Here is a 17,877-nt window from a genome sequence, read left to right on the forward strand (position 1 = left end):
TTTTATGAAAAATCTGGAAAAAGCGAAGCTTTTGGGTGGATTTCAGGCAATAGCGTTTGCATTTTTACCAAGCCATTTTGAGACAAAAATGGCAGATAATCTTCCAAAGATGGGAGTTGACTATAGGATCTTAAAGAAAAAGATTTTTAGCTTTGAAATCAAAGGACTCCAGACATTTAGGAAGTGATCCGGGATGAATTTTGGTGAAACCAGAACTCTGAGTGGAAAAGCATTCAAAGATTCAGCAGTTGTGGAGTGCATTGGGACTATAGATGAAGCAAATGCATTCATAGGGCTTGCAAAGGTTTTTGCAAGAGATAAAGAAGTTAAAGAAACACTAAGCGAAATTCAGAAGAGACTATTCAGGATCTGTGAGGAATTTGCAGGTGGCAGAAAGGTGGAAGTGACCGAAATCGAATGGATAGATTCAGAAATCAGGAAACTCGAAGCTGAAGTTCCTAAGATGAAGTGCTTTGTGATCCTCGAAAAAGATGAGTCCACCGCATTACTGAGCGTTGCAAGATCAGTTGTGCGAAGAGCTGAAAGAAGGGCTCTCACTCTATACAGAAACGGACTTGTTTCAGAACAATCGATTGAATGGCTAAACAGGCTTAGCTACCTACTTTATCTACTAACACTGAAAGAAGGTAAGAAATTTGAGGAGGTGCACTTCTGAGAATGCTTGTTAGGAAAAGAGATGGAAGGCTTGAAGAGTTTAGTGAAGAAAAATTGATCCGAACATTGATCCGAGCAGGGTTGAGTGAAGATAAAGCACTGTTAGTTGCTAAGGAAGTCAAAAATAGAATTTACGACGGAATTGAGACTGATAGAATTCTCGATATCGCTCTTGAGATAGTTGGCAAATATTCCAAAAGGGTTTCAGCAACGTATGGGTTAAAGTCTTCACTGCTTCGTTTGGGTCCGGCAGGATATAGATTCGAGAAGTTCGTTTCTGCTCTCTTGAGGGCATATGGTTATGAAACTGCAACAAATCAGCTGATCGAGGGCAAATGTGCACTCCACGAGATCGACGTTATCGCTGAAAAGGAAAAAAGAAGATTTCTTATAGAGTGCAAATTCCACAACATCAGCGTTTATACTGGATTAAAAGACGTTCTCTACTCTTACGCCCGTTTTCTTGACATACTCGAAGCTGGAGAAAAGTTCGACGCAATTTGGCTTTTCACCAATACGAAGTTTTCAAGCGAAGCCATAAGATTTGCTAACTGCAGAGGTATGTTATTAACGGGATGGAGGTATCCTGAGAATGAGGGCATAGAATTCATGCTCGAATCCAAGAAATTATATCCAATCACCGTTTTGAGTCTAAAGGACTTTGAGATTGAACGACTGCTTAAAGAAGGGTTTGCTTTCTGCAGGGATCTTGTAGAGAATCAAAAAAAGGTAATAGAGATTCTTGGCAAAAGAGGAGAAAGTATAGTAAATGAAGCGAAGATTGTTCAGGGAGAATGAACCGATGTAGCCAGAAGAAATCCTACTATAGCCCCGGTGTTTATAAAAGGCAATCCAGCATGTGCTCCTTTTCTCTTTTCAACCAGATATAAAAGCAACGCGAGCCCGAAAAACCCACCTATGATTGTAAGCAGAGCAGATAGCTTTATAAAAGCAATTTCTGGAGAGTTAGTGAATCTTTGAGCGGAAACAGCAAGTATTGCTGGCATAACAACGTCTCCAACACCCATTAGCATCTTATTTTCCCCCTTTGGTATTACGAACACCATAGGAGCGTTGATTTTGGTAACCGAATCCGCAAGGCTGAGCATGTGCTTTGTCTTATATACTGAAATTGCATCGTAGACCGCAAGGATTGCAAGCAGAACCATCACAGGTAAAGGCTCAAGGCTTATTCCAAACATCGCCGATATTCCTACGGAGAGCATGAAGGCTGAAATGTTCACCAAAAGCCAATTGGGTTTTTTTATTAGCAAAGCGGTAATGACTATTGCTACGAAAATGGCAAATACGTCTAAAAATGGAATGAGAACGTAGAAAATCGAAATAAGAGTCAAAAAGTAAATAAGCCCCGCCAAAAACTGCTGCGATCTGGCCAATAAAAGGACCAGTGATGTAAATAAAAGTATTAGAATAAAATAAATAAAGGAGTTTGAGACATCTTCAGGATTTTCAAACACAACCATTCCAGCTGATTCGTATCTATGAGTTGAAAGAACCGCCATAAGATTTGCAGAAATAAATATAATAGCAAATATAAATCTCAATCTATCACCTTAATTTTTAGTTTTGCATTTCTTGCTTTTGCGATCTTTAAACTTCTACCGGCTTCTTTGTCTTTTCTAACTTTTATAACACCCTTAGCGCTCACCACTCCAGAGAAAAGATACTCGTCATCTGCATAAACCTCTACCGTTCTGCCTTCCAAGCCCTCTGCGTATATGAAATAATACTTATCTGTTTCCTCTACTCTAAGCTCAGAGATCTCTGGCTCCTTTGGAACGATATCAATGGAAACTTTAAGCTCTTCCTCAAGCTTTTTTATCCTCTTTCCCTTTTTACCCAGAATCTTTGGAATGCTACTCTCAGGAACCTTGATTATTGCTTTTCTTCCTGAAACTAACACTTCAAAATCGTCAAGAAATTGAGATATTCTTTCGCTTACAGCCTTTTTAACTCTCTCATCACTCTCAACAGGCATCACAACTACTTGCTCGCCAAACGTGTAGATTTCGAATTCGACCCTTTTCGTTTCGAAGTCCTTGACTTCTATCACAGGTCTCGCAAGATCCGCCTCAAACATACCACTTGGAACCTTTACTGTAAAATCTAGCTCATAAACCTTCGCAATTTTTCCTGCTTCGATGAAGATCACTGTATCAACAACCTGCGGAATTACACCAAGCTCAACTCTTCCAATCATTCTCTGCACAGCATCAATAGCCCTTGTTGCATGCGTAACACCGATCATTCCAACTCCTGCCAGTCTCATGTCTGCAAAAACCTGAAAATCGGAAGTCCTGCGTAATTCATCGTAGATCGTGTAATCTGGACGCACAAGAAGCAGTATATCCGATGTCAAAGTCATGTCACCTTCAAGTGGTGCATACTGCGTTATCTCGTCTCTAACCATTAGATCTCTTGGGCTTTCCATCGTCTTCACTACGTAGCCGTTCTCAAGCAGGTAGTTGGCAACGCTTGCTGCAAAGGTAGACTTTCCCGCTCCCGGAGGGCCTGCTATTAGAATGCCACGTTGCTTTTCAACTATTCTTCTTTTTAGCTCCTCGCTGACTCCGTATTCTTCCAGACCCACCTTTGCAATTGGTCTAACCGCGGTTATTTCCAGTCTATCTGAAAATGGTCTTTCAGCAATAGCAATTCTAACATCTCGAAGCTGAACGACTGTTGCACCCTTTCGCTCAATCTCTATGCTACTTTCCTCATCCTGTTTTGCTGCCTCTATTATCTCGTCTGCGATTTCGGAAATTTCTTCGTAACTCATGGGCTTATCTGAAAGTTTGACGAGTTTTAGATTGCCAATCTTCCCCCTCTTTGCAAAAGGCGGAACACCTTCTCTCAGATGGACACTCGCAGTGTCCGGAGTAAAGAAGCTCATAATTTTCGTTTCTTCAGGCTTTATCACTTTTGGCTTCACATATATCGTCTCGATTCCCTTTGCTTTGGCTATCATATTCTGAACACGATCAGAAGTGATCAAAATCGCATTGTGAGCCTTTGCTATATCTCTAATCATGCTGTCTATTTCCCCACCTTTTGCAAGTTTTATCTCGTCAATACTGGGTCTTCTTCCCACGAATTCAACTTTTATGTTTTTATCCTTGGCTATTTGAACTATCTTCTCAATTTCAGCCAACCCTCTGAATCCGCTTATACGTCCAAAATTTGCCTGGGCTTCCAATTCGGCAATAACCGCCTCAGGAATAATGATTTCGTCGACTTTTTTTTCTTCTAATATTTTTGAAATTCCCCCAGAAACAATTATGCTCGTATCAGGAACAATCCTCATCTTCAATCCTCCTGAAGAAACAAGTTCTATTTCCAGTATGACAGGCGTTTCCCTTCTGCTCTACAACATATAGCAGAGCGTCGCAATCGCAATCAACCCTTATTTCAACCAGCCTTTGAGTATTCCCACTGCTTTCTCCTTTCATCCATAGCTCATTCCTGCTCCTGCTCCAGTAGTGAGCAAAACCGGTTTCAAGACTTTTTTGAATCGCAAGTTCATTCGCATAAGCAAGCATCAACACTTCTTTGGTGTGCACGTCCTGGGCGATCACTGGAATCAGGCCGTCCTTAAATTTTAGCTTTGATAGATCCATATATTATAAAGTTTCGTATCATTTTAAAAGTCTTTACATGGATTTTGAAAACCTGCTCCTAATTTTACAGAAAGAGCAGATCTCACCACTTGAAATTTCACCGCATATTGAGCAATATCTGGTCTCCAGTGATTTCTTAACCCCAACCGTTAGACCTCTAACGAAATTCTTCACAAAACCAGGTTTTTTTAGTTCAATATCATAAACGATCTCCTTCCACTCTGGCTTCGGAGCATATGGGCACTCTTCCGACTTAAATGGAAGACCTTTAATTATTGCGTAAAGCATGTTCTCCTTCTCACTGATCTCGAACAGCGGTCTTGCCCTTGCAACAACCTTCGCATTGAAAGGCTCTATTCTCGGCAAAAGCTTTTCGGCAAAAGCCTGCTGATTACCAGCGATGTTTTTAAGATAAAAAGAAGCTATGTCCTCAGCGGTGTGTCCTGTGGCAACTACACTGAAGCCATTTTCCCTTGCAAATCTGTTCATAATGTATCTTTTTGCGGTTCCGCAAACAGAGCAAATCCTTCCCCTTACTTCTGGAATCGTAAAGCCGTAATCTTTTAGTTCAACAACGTTAAGCTTTGCTGAAAGCATTTCAGCGAGTCTTTTCACCTTTTCCTTAGACTCTTCAGAATATTCACCAATTCCAAGATCTATGTATAACATTTCAAACTCAAAACCGATATCTTTGAGAACAGAAGCCATTGCAGAGCTGTCTTTGCCACCAGATACTGCCAAAAGAATTTTATCATCTTCTCTAAAAATTTTAAACTTCTTTATAGATCTTTCGACCAGTCTTTTGTAAAATTCTAAATAGCAATCCGCACACAAGACGATTCTGTAAGCTCTAAGATTTGCTACCGCTTTTTTACCGCACTTCTTGCATTTCATATGCCCAGTAGTTTTAAGTTTGGAATCAAAATCATCAACGCCAGAGATAAGAAAATGAAGACAGCAAAGAGCTTTGCGATCTGTATTGAGATCTTTTCTGCTCTCTCACCAAATCTTCTTGAAAGCAACGCTGAAAAAATTTCATGAAACACTCTGCCACCATCGAGTGGAATTGCGGGAAGACAGTTGAAGAGTCCTACCCAGAAATTTATCCAAGCAACCCAATATAAGGAGTTGAGAACCCAGAAGATGTAAGGCTGATTATCAAAGAGATTCTCAATTCCCGTGAATCCCTGAAAAGCAAATGGCAAGGAGATGACCAAAAACCAGCCTACTGGTTCTTTTAGAGATGTCGGAATTCCCCTGAGATCGTCAACAATTTTCTTAGAATCGTAAAAGTTTATCCCTCCTATACATTTTAACTGACCAACGTAGATCCCCATAAATGCCCTTCCATTCTTGTCCACAAGCGTCAGATTGAAGATCTTAAACTCTTTCGTTTCTACATCGTAAACCTCAACCGAAATACTCTGCTCGGGCTTTTTCTTCTGCATTTCTCTGTTGAAATCCAATGGATTGCTCACAGGAACACCATCTATTTTTGTGATCATCATTCCTCCCTTTAAACCGGCAAGTTCTGCTGGATATGTCTTATTGGCTTCTCTATAAATTCCAGATATCTTTACTCCCTCCACACCAATAAAAGTAATTGTATGTCTCCCAGATTCATTTTCAAGAATTACGGTGTTCACATCGGGTTTTATTAGCGAAGCAAATTCGCCTTTAACTTCAACGCCATTCAATTCCACAACTTTTCCGATGAACTTTCCATTATCATCCACTACGCTAATAGTAGGATTCAATAGAGATAAACCCTGAAAGAAAGCTAAAAATGCTATTAAAGCCACTACAAAGTTGCTGATAACACCTGCTGAGAAGACTCTGATTCTTGAAATTTTCTTCGTTTTCTTGTCAGATAGTTCCGCTTCATCCGGTTCAGCAAATGCTCCAATTGGAACCAAAGCCAAGATCAATCCAAGAGATTTTACCTTTATTCCTTCGACTCTGCAAAGTATTGCATGGCTTAACTCGTGGACAACAAGGGTAACTATGAGTCCAATTATTCCCCATACGAGTGGAATGAACGGATTTACACCGGGTATCAGCAGAGCCGCCTGAGGGCTTGTTAATTCTGAGGGTTCTGGTGGAGATACAATCATCACATAATCTGCAAGGAGAACAAGGACTACCATGAAACCCATTCCAAAGAAGACAACGGGTAAGCCGAGATCCGAAAAAAGTCTCCAGAACCTTTTTGCCCTTGAAATTTTTTCAACAGTATTTAGTCCTCTGACTGTTCTTATCATCAAAATTGGCCCATAATTTTTCATTCCATACTTTTGCAGAGTTCCAGTTTTGTTCAAGACTTCAAGTAGTGTCCAGTATGCCAGAAAGATAACAAGTAACCAGAGCATTAAGGTTTGCTAAATTTAATGAATAAAAAGCTTTTCAAGTATATTCCTTTACAACTTCTGCAAGTATTTCGCCTTTTCCTCCAGAAGGCTTTGCAATTGTTCTGCCACAGATCAAACACTTTACAAGTGTGGAAGGGTGATCGAAGATTATTTGCTCATGTTCACAGTCAGGACACTTCACGCGAATGAACTTGCTCCTTGTTCGCATTCCATCACCTCTCTATAAGCTCGAATCTCTTTACCCTCCACGTCGGTCTCGTGTGGGCTTTCTTGCATACTGTACATCTGAACCTTATGTTTACCCTTTTTGTCGGTTTATCTCCTCCGGGGACCTTACTAAACTTTCCGAGGTTTCCAACCTTTCCTCTTCTGCGTTTCTGTCGATTAATCCACTTGAGTTGACTTGGTTTCCCTTTACCCACTTTCTCGACTTCATGAAGAGTGTGCTTCCTGCAGAACCTACAGTAGGTCATTACTTTCTTTGGATACTTCATCCTTTCACCTCTATCCTTTCCGCAACTCCACTTTTTATGAGCACTTCAGCATTCTCCGCCGGTAGAGTAGCGACATCTTCCCTTCTCAATTTATATCTTTTTCCATCCACCCCAAGGATTTCCACATCTTTTTTAATTCTGACGAGAACTTTGTCCACCTTTTCTTTCCTCTCCTCAAAAACCTTTCTACGAAATTCGCTTATAACTTCAACGAGAGTCCTGAAAAATTCTCTTTCTAACGAGCTCAAATTTTCATCGTTGAAACCAACTTCCTGCCCACAAACTTCGGCCCATGCAGCGTTTATTATCTTTCCAGTTCTTAGCTCAAAAAGTTTCTTTTGCAAACGCTTTAAAGCTTTGACTTCGTCTTCGACTCTCTCGCTATCTTCTTTCTGAGTTTCAAGCTCTTCAATTCTTCTTCTAATCTTTTCATAAAGATCTTCATCAATTTTTGTGAGCTGAGATCTGTTTTTTTCGATGAGCGTCAGAAGTTCTTCGATCATAGTGATTGGTGAGGTTGATAATCTTAAACATTACTTAAATTTGATGATTTAAATACTTCAAACATTATAATAGCACTTGCAACCGATAAATTGAGTGAGTTTACTTTTCCTATTCCCGAAATACGGACAACTTCATCACATAGCTTCTTTACTCCTTTTGAGATTCCTTTGTCCTCACCACCTACTACGATAACCACCGGGGGTTTCAATGAAATCTCTCTAACGTCTTTTCCATCAAGATCTGCCCCAATAACAAAGAGACCGTATTGCTTTAATTTCCTTATTGCATTTGGCAGATTTTCTTCAGCTGCTATTCTAATATGAAAAACCGCCCCCATTGAGGCTCTAACAACACCCTCGGTTATTTGAACAGCCCTCCTTCTCTTTATAACTACCCCTGCACAGCCAAAAAATTCAGCGGTCCTTATACATGCTCCAAGATTTTGAGGATCATTGACATTATCAAGCACAAGTATAAAACTATTTTCAGCTATAGCTTTTTTTGCTATTTCTTCAAGATTTGCATACCTTATAGGGCTAATTTCTGCACAGATCTTCTCTGGAACTTTTGCTCTGTAAACAGGAATCTTCATTTTTCTGGCAATCTCCACGATCTCGATAATCTTTGGATTCTCTGAGTTATAGTAGATCTTAATTACCCTTCCGGACTTCAACGCTTCCAAAACGCTGTTCACACCGCAGATTCTCATAAAACCACATATTGTTGCTCCACCAACCGACCCAGGATCATGCTTTTCACCCGGGTGTGAGAGGTGGAGCATCATATAATTCACGTAGAAATTAAAAAGCTTTGTGCTATATTTAAAAACCGCTCCCATTCTTTATGGAGATCGAGACCCTAAAAATAGAGTTGCCCCTTGGCAACCCTGAATTCGTTTATGTTTATCTCATCGACTCTGAAGTGTTGATAGATGGCGGATTTTGCTCTCAGGAGAGTGCTGATAAGATTGCGGAACTTGAACCGAAATACGCGCTGATTACACACCACCATGTAGATCACCTTGGATATATTTTCTTTTCAGAAGTTGATGCGTTCTTTCACCCGATTGAGAAGTCATTGATCTACATCTACGAGACTCCATGGGTTTTTGTTGAAAAGCAATACGCCATATGCGAGAGATATGGAATACCCAAAGAATACGTGAAACCTCTTGAAGTTCTTTCATATCTCAAGTTGCGTCTTCGGGCAAAAGTCGGGGATATAACAAAGGATATTCTCGGATTTAAGGCTCTCCACGTTCCCGGACACTCTCCGGGGCATATGTGCTTCTACCGAGATAACGTCCTCTTCTCTGGGGATGCAATTCTCAGCGATACGACGCCGAATTTGAGCTATTATCCCGAATTCCCTTATGGTCTTAAAGACTATCTAAACGCTCTTGAAAGGCTCAAGGAACTGGAAGTTGAGGTCGTTTATCCCGCTCACGAGAGAAAGATATACGACTTGTCAGACAGGATTGACTACTTAATCCAGCATTACCGCCAGAGAACCGCAGAAGTTCTCGAACTGATAGGGGGCAAACCGATGACCTTGGAAGAAATAGCCAAAAGTATTAAGTGGAGCCATGGAGATTATAGGCGGCTTAACAGTTTCGACAAATATCTCGCTTTACTTGAAACTCTGTCTTATTTGAGATTTCTGAAAGAAGAGGGAAAAGCTAAGGAGACAGAAACTATCCCAGCAAGATTTTGCAAAATTTAGATTTTTCTTCCAAAAAGCAGATTTCGAAGTCTTTCCGATTCAACCCATGCTTTGTCAAGATCTCGAAGAAGGTCTATAACGACGTCTATTTCCTGAATTGCCTTTTCAATGCCCTCATCCCCAACTTTCTCATGGAGTTCGCAGAATGCTCTTGCCACAGTTAGAGGATTCTTTATCTTATCCACCAGATGAGCCATTGCCAACATGTTTCTTTCGAGCTGCTCTATCAGTTTCTTTTTCTCGGTGATATCCCTCGCAATAACATGCATCCCAACGATTTCCCCATCCTTCAATACTGGAGAAGCAACAACCTCGATCCAAATCTCTTTACCGTCTTTCGATCTTAATAGAAGTTCAAAAGGTTCTGTTGCTTTTTTAGTGTTCAAAACTTCCTGCATTTTGCTTTTAGCAATTTCTTGATATTTTGAATCAAAGAGTTCTGATAAGGAGATTTTTGAGCCAACTTCATAACCAACAATTTCTCGAGCCTTCCTGTTCATTTTCACATAGCCTTCTCTAAAATCGTGATACACCAAGATATCATTGGAGTTCTCCCAAACGTTATCGTAGAGCTCATAGGCTTCCTTTAGCTTCTCTTCAGCGATCTTTTTCTCTGTAATGTCTTCCATGAACAGAACAGACATTTTTAAATTCCCTCTTTCATCGAAAATAGGACTGCTAAAGACTTCAAGCCAATAAACCTGATGACCTGGGGGGTGGCAATTACTGCCTTCTCAACTTTTCTGCTTTTCATAGCTTTAATCGATGGGCAGTTTTCACATTGAGAGGCACGGTTTTGGAAAATTTCAAAGCATTTCTTGCCAACGATTGATTGCTCCTTCCCAAACCATTTTTCAAGCGTTTTATTAATAGAAATGATTTTCATGTTTGGATCTATGACACAAATACCCTCAGGAGTGACATCAAAAATCGCTCTCAAAAATTTCTCCTCTTCCGCAATTTTTTCAGTTCTTTTTCTGATCTCTCTGCCGAGGTAGACATTGCCAATCAATAGAGCAATAAAAATAATAGCCCCGATAGCAATTACCTGATACAACCAGCTTGAGATAAATTCTGGTTTTACACCGAACCACTTATCAAGTGAGCGGTAGTAAACAGAGTTGCTGTCCGCTTTCATTTCTGCCAAGTGTCTGTCTATGACCGAGAGCAATTCTCTGTTTTTGGAGGCGAACTTCAGACTTATGGGCGAAAATATTATATTTGTAGTCTCTAAACCATAGTCTTTAGCATAGAAGGAGCCATAGATTCTTGAAACTATTCCTACATCAGCGTAGCCATCTCTAACCGCTTCAAAAACTTGCTTATAATCTCCATCTATCTCTATTATCTCGCAACTCAGCTCGAAATCTTTTGAGATTTTCTTAAAACCCTCCGTATATACGTCTGCCTTAACCCCTGCAACCTTAAGCCCATGGAGCTCTAAAATCGAATCATATGTCTGCTTTGCAACAATCACCCCCCAGTTTGAGATAACCGTCTCGTTTGTAAAGTTAAAAAGCCTCGCTCTCTCTTCAGTGAAAGCTATTGCAGTCATCAGATCGATCTCGCCATTTTCAAGCTTTTTTATTAAGTTTGGAAAGTGATCGTATACATAAACAATTTTCCAGCCTTCCTTATCTGCAATATGTTCAATCAGATCTATGTATAGACCTTCGTAATTCAGACCTTCTTGACTCACGAGCGGAGGGTTATCATAAACGCCTACTCTCAGCTCTAATGCAAGAACCTGCGGTATAAGAATTAGCAGTAAAACTACGAGATATCTCATTGAAAAAAATGTTTCAATTTGACACTATATAAAATTTTCCTTGGGAAATGTTGAACTGACCCGAATGCATCCTATATTGTATTTTTCTGTTTTACCGCCCTGCGGATAAAAGGTAAGATTTTTATTTCCTTTTTTAAACCAAAGCTTATGAATTCGAAATGCTGTGGAAGATCCGAAAATTTTCTTACGATTACGTGGCAAAGGCTAATCGAAGATGGAAAGACCTGCAGTAGATGTGAGTCCACTGAAATCGAGATTCTAAAGGCGGTTTCAACTTTAAGAGAAATCCTGAGACCATTTGGCATTAAAGTTCTGCTTGAAAAAAAGGAGATTTCTGCAGAGCAGTTCAAAAAAGATCCGCTGAGTTCAAATCAGATTCTTATAAACGGTCTTCCTCTCGAGGACTGGCTCAACGCAAAGCTCGGACATACTCCTTGCTGTGATCTCTGTGCCCCGTATGAGTGCAGAACTCTCGAGATCGGCGGCAAGATTTTTGAAGTCCCCACTGCTGATCTGATCGTTCAGGCGGGAATTGAGGCAGTTAAGGATAGTATTAGGAGCTGTTGCTAACCGAGACCTGAAAGAATTTCTATTGCAAGATCTATCTCTTCTTTTCCAATTACGAGCGGTGGAACGAGCCTTATGTTCTCTTCGGACGTTGCATTCAAAATTAGCCCCTTTTCAAGTGCTTTCTTAACGAGATCTTCGGCGTTCGAAACTTTAAAGCCGATCATGAGCCCTTTGCCTCTGACTTCGCTGTAAAGCTCTTTCAGCCTTTTCATGAAGTAATCGCCCATTTTTTCCGCATTCTCCACAAGCTTGTATTTCTCCATGATCTCGATCGTTGCAAGCGAAGCGGTGCATGCCAATGGGTTTCCGCCAAAGGTTGAGCCATGGTCGCCCTTTTCAAGCTTTTCTGCAACTTCTTCTTTTATTGCTGAGCACCCAATTGGAAATCCTGAGCCCATTGCCTTGGCCATCGCCATTATGTCTGGCTCAAAGCCGTAATGCTCTTTTGCGAACCATCTTCCAGTTCTCCCAAAGCCTGTCTGAACTTCGTCGAAGATCACAAGGAAACCGTGTTTTTCCTTAAGCTCAAATATCGCCTTCACGAATTCCTTCTCCGCGGGATAAACTCCAGCCTCGCCTTGGATCAGCTCAAGAATTACCGCAGAAGTCTCTCTGTCAACTTTTTTCTCGAGATCGGCGATATCGTTGAAGTTCGCAAATTCGACTGGCTGAATTAGAGGCTCGAAGGCTTTTCTGAACTTTTCCTTGTATGTGACTGAAAGAGCGCCCATGGTTCTGCCGTGGAAGGCGTTTTTGAATGCGACAAATTTCTTCTTGCCCGTTGCCTTTCTTGCAAATTTTAGCGAGGCTTCCATCGCCTCTGTTCCGCTGTTGCAGAAGAAGAATCTGTCCATGCCCGTTAGCTTTTGAAGCTTTTCAGCCAATGCGATCTGTGGAGTAGTGTAGTAAAGGTTTGAAACATGGACAAGCTTCTTCAACTGCTCACAAACCCTTGAAACAAATTCTGGATGGGAATGGCCAATGGCAATGCATGCAATTCCCGCTACGAGATCCAAATACTTTTTACCATTGAGATCGTAGAGATAGCAACCTTCTCCACGCTCAAAGACAACGTTTTGCCTTTTATAAACCTGAGGAATTAGCTTCTTCTCCTTCTCAATCCAATCCATGGCTCACGTTTTCTCACGTCTTAAAAAGAGATCCATCAACTTTAAACCATCTATGCTCCCATATCTTCCCTTTGCACAGGCAAACTCTGAGAAGGTCTTAACATCGTCCTTTTCGTAGCCATAAATTGCGAATGGGACGTTCTCGGCAACATGCGTTCTAAGCTCTATTGGCGTAGGGTGATCTGGAAGCAAAAGAATCTTTAGCTCATCAAGATCCGCTTTGTCGAGAATCTTGCCAACGATCTTCTCATCGTAGATCTCTATAGCCTCAATTTTGCCCTCAAGATCCCCTTCGTGGCTAACCTCATCGATCCCTTCTGTGTGCAGGGCAACGAAATCGAATTTTTCAAGCGACTTAAGCGTTGCCTTCACCAAACCCCTGTAATTCGTGTCTATGTAGCCTGTAAGCCCCTCAACTTCAACAAACTCGAACCCCAAGCCATTGGCGATTCCCTTAAGCAGATCAACTTCTGAGATCATTGCCCCCCTCAGCCCAAAGCTTGCACTGAACTTTGGAAAATTCGGGATCTTTCCACCGCCCCATAACCAGATCATGTTCGCTTTATCCGTCACTGCTGGCAAAACCTCTTTTGACCACTCCATGAGCTCGCAAAGAAGTTCAGCAAGCTTTCCGCCTTTTGGCATGAAATCAGAGATCTTTTTACCCTGAATATCGTGCGGAGCGTAAGTTTTGACATCATTTTCGAAATCCCTGTTTATGGCAAGCAAGTTTCTGTAGCTTCTCCCGGGATAGAATTTAACGAAGTCGTGCTTCTTGTTCGAATTCAAGTGCTCTATGACCCTTTTAGCCTCTTCATCGGTTATTCTTCCCCCAGCGTAGTCGAGCATCACATCGCTTACCCTAACAAGATTACATCGAAAAACGAGATTTGCCTTGATACCACTTGCGAGAGCTTCGATAGGCCCCCTGCCCGTGTAGTATTTTCTGACGTCAACGCCAAGGATTGTGAGATTTGCCACATCGCTTCCCGGCTCAAAGCCTTTTGGCACGGTCAATGCGGAACCGCATGAGCCTTCTTTTGCTATGAAGTCCAAGTTCGGTTTCTCCGCGACTTCCAGCGGAGTTCTGTTGCCAAGCTTTTCGATTCTCCAGTCTGCCATTCCGTCGGGGATTAAAACAAGGAATTTCATAGCAATTCTCCACACTCAAAAAGCTTATCGAGTTCGATCTCGAATGCAACCACTGGATTCGGAATTCCAAAGTTTTCGAGGACTTCTGGATGGATCTCTCCAAAAACTCCAACTTTCTCGTTTTTAACCACGATCTCCCCCTGTCTGCCCTCTATGAAAGCGGGATCTTCTGACTCCTTAGCGGTCCATTCAAATCCGAGCTCTCTCATTACCGCTTGCACATAACTGCGAAGCTCAGCAAAATTTGCCTTTGGATGCGTTACGCAGGCACAAAGTCTAAGCCTATTCCTAAGCCCCAAAACTACATCGCCAACTTCAAAGATCCTTAAAGGCAGTTCTACGTGTTTGTTTACCGCAATCACTTCTAAAAGCTTTGAAAGAATTTCTGTTCTAACAAGAGTGTGCTCAATCGTCAGCGGATGCATCAGTGGAACATATTCTTTCCAAGGCTCTGCAGATCTGCGCAAATTCGCATATGCCCTTTCACTCGTGAGCGTGAAGGTGATAACTTCAAGAAAGCCTAGACCAAGCATGATCTCCCGAACAAGCTCCTTCAACTCATTCCATTCATGCGCCAAGCCAATTGTCATCGTCGCTGGGTATTCAGGTTTGATCCTTTCATAGCCATAGCCTATCGCAATGTCCTCGATTATATCCCATTCGTGCATTATGTCCGCTCTGTATGGTGGAACAAAAACTTCTACCGCATCGTCCTCAATTTTGGCTCCAAATCTCATTTTCTCAAGTGAGGAAATGATTTCGGAATCGCTCAATTCAAAACCGAGCAATGAAAAGATCTCTTGCTTTCGAACTCTTAGCTTAATAGCTGAAAGGTCTGGTGTTTCCTCAGTCCGATCTGGGTAAATAACCTCAACTCTCTCGATCTCCCCACCACGATCGTGAAGCATGCATGCGACGATCTTTAAAGCCTTGTCAACGTATTCGTCAAAGCCAGTGACGTCTATGAAGAGATCTGTTGTTTTTTCAGTCACCCTTGTCTTCTCCGCATTTATTATCGGGGGAAATGAAATCGCCTCGTTTTTTGAGTCGATGATCATCGGATATGCATTCTTGCCTTCAAGGATGAACGCATACTCCTTTCCCTTTGGATGCTCTTTGAGAATTTCTGCAACACTCATCTCTTTTGCGAAGTCGAGAGGAACAAAGGAGAATTCTGAGTTAACTGCGGTGTATTTAAGCGGAAAGTTAACCCTGCTAAGATCGTGAACTCCAATAGCCATTCTACGGCGATTTCTGCCAATGGTCCAGTGAAGGTCTTCCTGCACTTCCATCAGGCTTCTGATCACTTCATCGCTCATTTTCAGATTTCTTACAACACACCCAACGATTCTCGGGCGAACCGCTAAGACGCTTTTTTCAACGAAGATCTTCCAATTCCCTTTTCTGCTTTTGTAATCCTTCAAGCCAGTCTCTATTCCAAGAAAGCCACGCAATGCTCTTGCAACACCCTCAATGCTGTAAAGATCGGGTCGATTGGGGAAGAATTCCACCGCAAGCGTTTCCTGATCGCTTCTCTCAATATCACAGCCAAGCATTGGCAATCGTTTAAGGATCACATCTCTGCTCGTCCCAACAAGTCTCTCGAGTTCATTCCAGTTAAGCGTAATCACTGGCATTGGCAATGCTAAGGCTTGCGGGATAAAAATTCTTCCCGAAGTTTACTGTGGTCGATTAAATTAATCACAAAGTGGAGCAATTGTGGAGAATTAACTGAAAATTAAAGATTAAGCATTAAAGATTTCGATTCCGAAATTCGACGCTAATTCGATCGCCTTATCATCTGCAAAAGGTGTTACAATGATAAGTCTGCTTGGCTTAATTCCCGTTTCTCTTTCGTAGAATTCTGCTTTTCTCTTGAAAGCCAAAACGTCCCCCTGACTTATGCTCGATTTTACTTCTATCAAAATCACCTTACCATCGCTTATGGCGACATCGATTTCAATATCGCTCGGAAAGCCGAAAACGAAACCCTCTTTGTCTTTACCAATCCATTCCTCGACTTTCATTCCGAGTTCTTTTTCGATTATTCCTCTGATTCCTGCTCTGAAGGCTTTTTCGCTCATTATTCCCCATCTTGCCCCCAGAGCGGAGATCTGATTCCTCAACAACTTGAAACCATTGTTCATGTCCTCTCGAAGCTTTGCTATTTCTTCATCGTGTCTTCTAAAACCAGCAATCATGTCCTCTCGAAGCTTTGCAATCTCTTCGTCGTGTCTCTTGAAGCCTGTAATCATGTCCTCTCGAAGCTTTGCTATTTCTTCATCGTGTCTTCTAAAACCAGCAATCATGTCCTCTCGAAGCTTTGCAATCTCTTCGTCGTGTCTCTTGAAGCCTGTAATCATGTCCTCTCGAAGCTTTTTCAGCTCCTCCTCGTGTCTTAATAGAATTTCTTCGTGTTTATCAAGCCTTTTAAGAATTTCTTGGAGTCCAATAGCCCCAGCCATCGCGTAACGAAATTCCTTATCCTTTTCAAGCAATTCAATGATCGTTTCTTTGATCAGCTCTCTCATATCGTTTATCGGTAGCATTAAAAAAACAATGAAAGAGAATTTATATATCTTACTGCAATTCTTGCCTTAAATTAAAAATGTTATAGCTTTATCGAAGCTCATCCCATTTTCTTCGCTTCCTAACCCTATTAAATCCAAACAAGCCGAGAACTACTATTAAAACTACTCCCGCCCCAATGAGCACTAAGTTCAGATCTACAGACGGCAAAGAAAATCCCAATCCGGACTTTTCCGCTTCAACCTTTATGATTTCCAATAAATCTTCGACATTCTTCTGAAGGGTGCTCGCGTTTGTGCCGAGTGATTCAAGCCTTTCCTTAGCAACAGCATACTTTCCAGCATCTATCAATCCTTTAGCTTCTCTAAGCAGGCTTTCGAGATTGCTAAGCGCTGACTCAAAATTTTTCTGCTCTAAAGCGAGATCTACATATTTTTCACTCCCTTTTATCTTATCCAGCAAGACAGAGGAATTCAAAAGCATTTTCTTGATTTCTGAAAGCCTTGATTCCACCTCATCATAGAGTTTCTCCACCAGTTTCTTGTTTGTCAGGTTCGAAAGCATATTAATCGAGGCTTCAGCTTCTTTAAGCTTTTTATCCGCATCTATGAATTTTTTGCCAAGCATAAAAGTTTCTGCTGAATTTATTAGCTCGGTAACGTTTTTGAAGTCTTCTTCGTTGTAAAGGTTCTCCTGTTTCAGCTTCTCTGCAAGCTCACTTGCCTTTGCCCTCAAGGATTTTATGTCGTTCTTGAACACAGCTTCGTTAGCAACCTTTATTGTCATGTTAGGCAATGCGTTTGCCTCGCATAACTCACATGTTGGATTTACTGCACTGAATTCGCAAAGCCTTAGATTGCAATAAGGAACAATTCCAGTTAAATTCGCTGTCAGCTTCGAAATCCCCTTTTCTTCGCCTTCAAGAGCGAAGTATTTGACATCAATCGATACCTTTTTGCCCTTCATCTCCTCATCCCAGACACCGCCCTGATAGTAATCGATTGCCAACCTCCATGAAGCCTGCTCGAGATCTGTCTGGAAGTAGTAGGTTCTTGGATTATCTTTTTCACCTGCGAGCAGAGTTCGATAATCAGATTTCTTTGGAAGAATTTCCATTTTTATGTTCAATTTCTCTCCTGTTGTGTAGCAGTCAAGTTCAGGATCCATCTGGAACTCAACACTGAAGTGATCTGAAGTTAGCTTTTCGAGTGCTGAAACTGGAGCTATAAACGCAAGCAGTATTGCGATCGCAATTCCCAAACGCATGCAGACATTTTTTCATTGAGAATTTAAAATTTTCCAAAG

Annotated in this window: 21 protein-coding genes; 5 read left to right on the forward strand and 16 right to left on the reverse strand. The window is 41.4% G+C overall.

Annotated elements, in window-relative coordinates; translation table 11 throughout:
* Nucleotides 1–4 precede the first annotated feature (4 nt).
* Genes QXI54_01985 through QXI54_01995 form a run of 3 tightly spaced genes read left to right on the forward strand, consistent with a single transcriptional unit; the run spans nt 5 to nt 1,473 of the window.
* Nucleotides 5–187, forward strand: a complete 183-nt coding sequence (locus tag QXI54_01985; GenBank protein MEM0301923.1) for a hypothetical protein — start codon at nt 5–7, stop codon at nt 185–187.
* 6 nt (nt 188–193) lie between these two features.
* Entirely contained in the window at nt 194–676 is a 483-nt protein-coding gene (locus QXI54_01990) for a cob(I)yrinic acid a,c-diamide adenosyltransferase (GenBank protein MEM0301924.1), read from the forward strand.
* Between the two features lie 2 nt (nt 677–678).
* Nucleotides 679–1,473, forward strand: a complete 795-nt coding sequence (locus tag QXI54_01995; protein ID MEM0301925.1) for an ATP cone domain-containing protein — start codon at nt 679–681, stop codon at nt 1,471–1,473.
* On the opposite strand, the gene QXI54_02000 is transcribed toward QXI54_01995, so the two are convergent.
* From QXI54_02000 to rlmB, 9 genes are read right to left on the reverse strand one after another with little or no spacing between them, the layout of a single operon-like run.
* Nucleotides 1,461–2,240 (reverse strand): presenilin family intramembrane aspartyl protease PSH, encoded by a 780-nt coding sequence (locus QXI54_02000; GenBank protein MEM0301926.1) that lies wholly within the window; start codon nt 2,238–2,240, stop codon nt 1,461–1,463. The genes QXI54_01995 and QXI54_02000 overlap by 13 nt on opposite strands.
* Nucleotides 2,237–4,000, reverse strand: coding sequence for a PINc/VapC family ATPase (locus QXI54_02005; GenBank protein MEM0301927.1), 1,764 nt, complete (start codon nt 3,998–4,000; stop codon nt 2,237–2,239). Before QXI54_02005 ends, QXI54_02000 begins: the two co-directional genes overlap by 4 nt.
* Nucleotides 3,984–4,313 carry a phosphoribosyl-AMP cyclohydrolase gene (gene hisI / locus QXI54_02010; protein ID MEM0301928.1) on the reverse strand — a complete coding sequence of 110 codons (330 nt, stop codon included), beginning with the start codon at nt 4,311–4,313 and terminating at the stop codon, nt 3,984–3,986. Before hisI ends, QXI54_02005 begins: the two co-directional genes overlap by 17 nt.
* A gap of 33 nt (nt 4,314–4,346) precedes the next feature.
* On the reverse strand, nt 4,347–5,207 hold the full coding sequence (locus tag QXI54_02015; protein ID MEM0301929.1) for an ATP-binding protein: 861 nt from the start codon (nt 5,205–5,207) through the stop codon (nt 4,347–4,349).
* Nucleotides 5,204–6,682 (reverse strand): site-2 protease family protein, encoded by a 1,479-nt coding sequence (locus QXI54_02020; GenBank protein MEM0301930.1) that lies wholly within the window; start codon nt 6,680–6,682, stop codon nt 5,204–5,206. The genes QXI54_02015 and QXI54_02020 overlap by 4 nt, the downstream gene beginning before the upstream one ends.
* 34 nt (nt 6,683–6,716) lie before the next feature.
* Nucleotides 6,717–6,890, reverse strand: coding sequence for a 30S ribosomal protein S27e (locus QXI54_02025; protein ID MEM0301931.1), 174 nt, complete (start codon nt 6,888–6,890; stop codon nt 6,717–6,719).
* A gap of 4 nt (nt 6,891–6,894) precedes the next feature.
* Entirely contained in the window at nt 6,895–7,176 is a 282-nt protein-coding gene (locus QXI54_02030; protein MEM0301932.1) for a 50S ribosomal protein L44e, read from the reverse strand.
* Nucleotides 7,173–7,679 carry a hypothetical protein gene (locus QXI54_02035; GenBank protein ID MEM0301933.1) on the reverse strand — a complete coding sequence of 169 codons (507 nt, stop codon included), beginning with the start codon at nt 7,677–7,679 and terminating at the stop codon, nt 7,173–7,175. The genes QXI54_02030 and QXI54_02035 overlap by 4 nt, the downstream gene beginning before the upstream one ends.
* A 23-nt stretch (nt 7,680–7,702) precedes the next feature.
* The gene (rlmB, locus tag QXI54_02040; protein MEM0301934.1) at nt 7,703–8,461 is read right to left on the reverse strand and encodes a 23S rRNA (guanosine(2251)-2'-O)-methyltransferase RlmB; all 759 of its coding nucleotides are present in this window, start codon (nt 8,459–8,461) and stop codon (nt 7,703–7,705) included.
* A 62-nt stretch (nt 8,462–8,523) separates the two neighbouring features.
* On the opposite strand from rlmB, the gene QXI54_02045 reads away from it, so the two are divergent.
* A complete protein-coding gene (locus tag QXI54_02045) occupies nt 8,524–9,402 on the forward strand; it encodes an MBL fold metallo-hydrolase (GenBank protein ID MEM0301935.1) in 879 nt (292 codons plus the stop codon).
* Here QXI54_02045 and QXI54_02050 read toward each other — a convergent pair.
* Together QXI54_02050 and QXI54_02055 are read right to left on the reverse strand one after the other, a co-directional pair.
* Complete coding sequence (locus QXI54_02050) at nt 9,399–10,073, reverse strand: PAS domain S-box protein (protein ID MEM0301936.1); 675 nt, start codon at nt 10,071–10,073, stop codon at nt 9,399–9,401. The two genes, QXI54_02045 and QXI54_02050, sit on opposite strands and share 4 nt — an antisense overlap.
* Entirely contained in the window at nt 10,049–11,191 is a 1,143-nt protein-coding gene (locus QXI54_02055; protein MEM0301937.1) for a transporter substrate-binding domain-containing protein, read from the reverse strand. Before QXI54_02055 ends, QXI54_02050 begins: the two co-directional genes overlap by 25 nt.
* A 147-nt stretch (nt 11,192–11,338) precedes the next feature.
* Here QXI54_02055 and QXI54_02060 point away from each other — a divergent pair, with 147 nt between their 5' ends.
* On the forward strand, nt 11,339–11,761 hold the full coding sequence (locus tag QXI54_02060) for a DUF2703 domain-containing protein (protein ID MEM0301938.1): 423 nt from the start codon (nt 11,339–11,341) through the stop codon (nt 11,759–11,761).
* Here QXI54_02060 and QXI54_02065 read toward each other — a convergent pair.
* The 5 genes from QXI54_02065 to QXI54_02085 all read right to left on the reverse strand — a co-directional run bounded on the left by QXI54_02065 (nt 11,758) and on the right by QXI54_02085 (nt 17,838).
* Nucleotides 11,758–12,891: an aspartate aminotransferase family protein gene (locus tag QXI54_02065; protein MEM0301939.1), complete on the reverse strand. Its 1,134-nt coding sequence runs from the start codon at nt 12,889–12,891 to the stop codon at nt 11,758–11,760. The genes QXI54_02060 and QXI54_02065 overlap by 4 nt on opposite strands.
* Nucleotides 12,892–12,894: 3 nt before the next feature.
* A complete protein-coding gene (locus tag QXI54_02070; protein ID MEM0301940.1) occupies nt 12,895–14,043 on the reverse strand; it encodes a cofactor-independent phosphoglycerate mutase in 1,149 nt (382 codons plus the stop codon).
* Nucleotides 14,040–15,680 carry a phenylalanine--tRNA ligase subunit beta gene (gene pheT, locus QXI54_02075; protein ID MEM0301941.1) on the reverse strand — a complete coding sequence of 547 codons (1,641 nt, stop codon included), beginning with the start codon at nt 15,678–15,680 and terminating at the stop codon, nt 14,040–14,042. The genes QXI54_02070 and pheT overlap by 4 nt, the downstream gene beginning before the upstream one ends.
* Before the next feature lie 108 nt (nt 15,681–15,788).
* Nucleotides 15,789–16,592 (reverse strand): DUF3782 domain-containing protein, encoded by an 804-nt coding sequence (locus tag QXI54_02080; GenBank protein MEM0301942.1) that lies wholly within the window; start codon nt 16,590–16,592, stop codon nt 15,789–15,791.
* A 70-nt stretch (nt 16,593–16,662) separates the two neighbouring features.
* Nucleotides 16,663–17,838 carry a hypothetical protein gene (locus QXI54_02085; GenBank protein MEM0301943.1) on the reverse strand — a complete coding sequence of 392 codons (1,176 nt, stop codon included), beginning with the start codon at nt 17,836–17,838 and terminating at the stop codon, nt 16,663–16,665.
* Between the last annotated feature and the right edge of the window lie 39 nt (nt 17,839–17,877).

The sequence above is a fragment of the Archaeoglobaceae archaeon genome (assembly GCA_038734275.1).
Taxonomy (GTDB): domain Archaea; phylum Halobacteriota; class Archaeoglobi; order Archaeoglobales; family Archaeoglobaceae; genus WYZ-LMO2.

Bases quoted from the DNA above. Each gene is read 5' to 3' on its own strand.
- QXI54_01985 (MEM0301923.1), top strand. From the start codon at position 5: ATGAAAAATCTGGAAAAAGCGAAGCTTTTGGGTGGATTTCAGGCAATA.
- QXI54_01990 (MEM0301924.1), top strand. From the start codon at position 194: ATGAATTTTGGTGAAACCAGAACTCTGAGTGGAAAAGCATTCAAAGAT.
- QXI54_01995 (MEM0301925.1), top strand. From the start codon at position 679: ATGCTTGTTAGGAAAAGAGATGGAAGGCTTGAAGAGTTTAGTGAAGAA.
- QXI54_02005 (MEM0301927.1), bottom strand. From the start codon at position 4,000: ATGAGGATTGTTCCTGATACGAGCATAATTGTTTCTGGGGGAATTTCA.
- hisI (MEM0301928.1), bottom strand. From the start codon at position 4,313: ATGGATCTATCAAAGCTAAAATTTAAGGACGGCCTGATTCCAGTGATC.
- QXI54_02015 (MEM0301929.1), bottom strand. From the start codon at position 5,207: ATGAAATGCAAGAAGTGCGGTAAAAAAGCGGTAGCAAATCTTAGAGCT.
- QXI54_02020 (MEM0301930.1), bottom strand. From the start codon at position 6,682: ATGCTCTGGTTACTTGTTATCTTTCTGGCATACTGGACACTACTTGAA.
- QXI54_02025 (MEM0301931.1), bottom strand. From the start codon at position 6,890: ATGCGAACAAGGAGCAAGTTCATTCGCGTGAAGTGTCCTGACTGTGAA.
- QXI54_02030 (MEM0301932.1), bottom strand. From the start codon at position 7,176: ATGAAGTATCCAAAGAAAGTAATGACCTACTGTAGGTTCTGCAGGAAG.
- QXI54_02035 (MEM0301933.1), bottom strand. From the start codon at position 7,679: ATGATCGAAGAACTTCTGACGCTCATCGAAAAAAACAGATCTCAGCTC.
- rlmB (MEM0301934.1), bottom strand. From the start codon at position 8,461: ATGCTCCACCTCTCACACCCGGGTGAAAAGCATGATCCTGGGTCGGTT.
- QXI54_02045 (MEM0301935.1), top strand. From the start codon at position 8,524: ATGGAGATCGAGACCCTAAAAATAGAGTTGCCCCTTGGCAACCCTGAA.
- QXI54_02055 (MEM0301937.1), bottom strand. From the start codon at position 11,191: ATGAGATATCTCGTAGTTTTACTGCTAATTCTTATACCGCAGGTTCTT.
- QXI54_02060 (MEM0301938.1), top strand. From the start codon at position 11,339: ATGAATTCGAAATGCTGTGGAAGATCCGAAAATTTTCTTACGATTACG.
- QXI54_02065 (MEM0301939.1), bottom strand. From the start codon at position 12,891: ATGGATTGGATTGAGAAGGAGAAGAAGCTAATTCCTCAGGTTTATAAA.
- QXI54_02070 (MEM0301940.1), bottom strand. From the start codon at position 14,043: ATGAAATTCCTTGTTTTAATCCCCGACGGAATGGCAGACTGGAGAATC.
- pheT (MEM0301941.1), bottom strand. From the start codon at position 15,680: ATGCCAGTGATTACGCTTAACTGGAATGAACTCGAGAGACTTGTTGGG.
- QXI54_02080 (MEM0301942.1), bottom strand. From the start codon at position 16,592: ATGCTACCGATAAACGATATGAGAGAGCTGATCAAAGAAACGATCATT.
- QXI54_02085 (MEM0301943.1), bottom strand. From the start codon at position 17,838: ATGCGTTTGGGAATTGCGATCGCAATACTGCTTGCGTTTATAGCTCCA.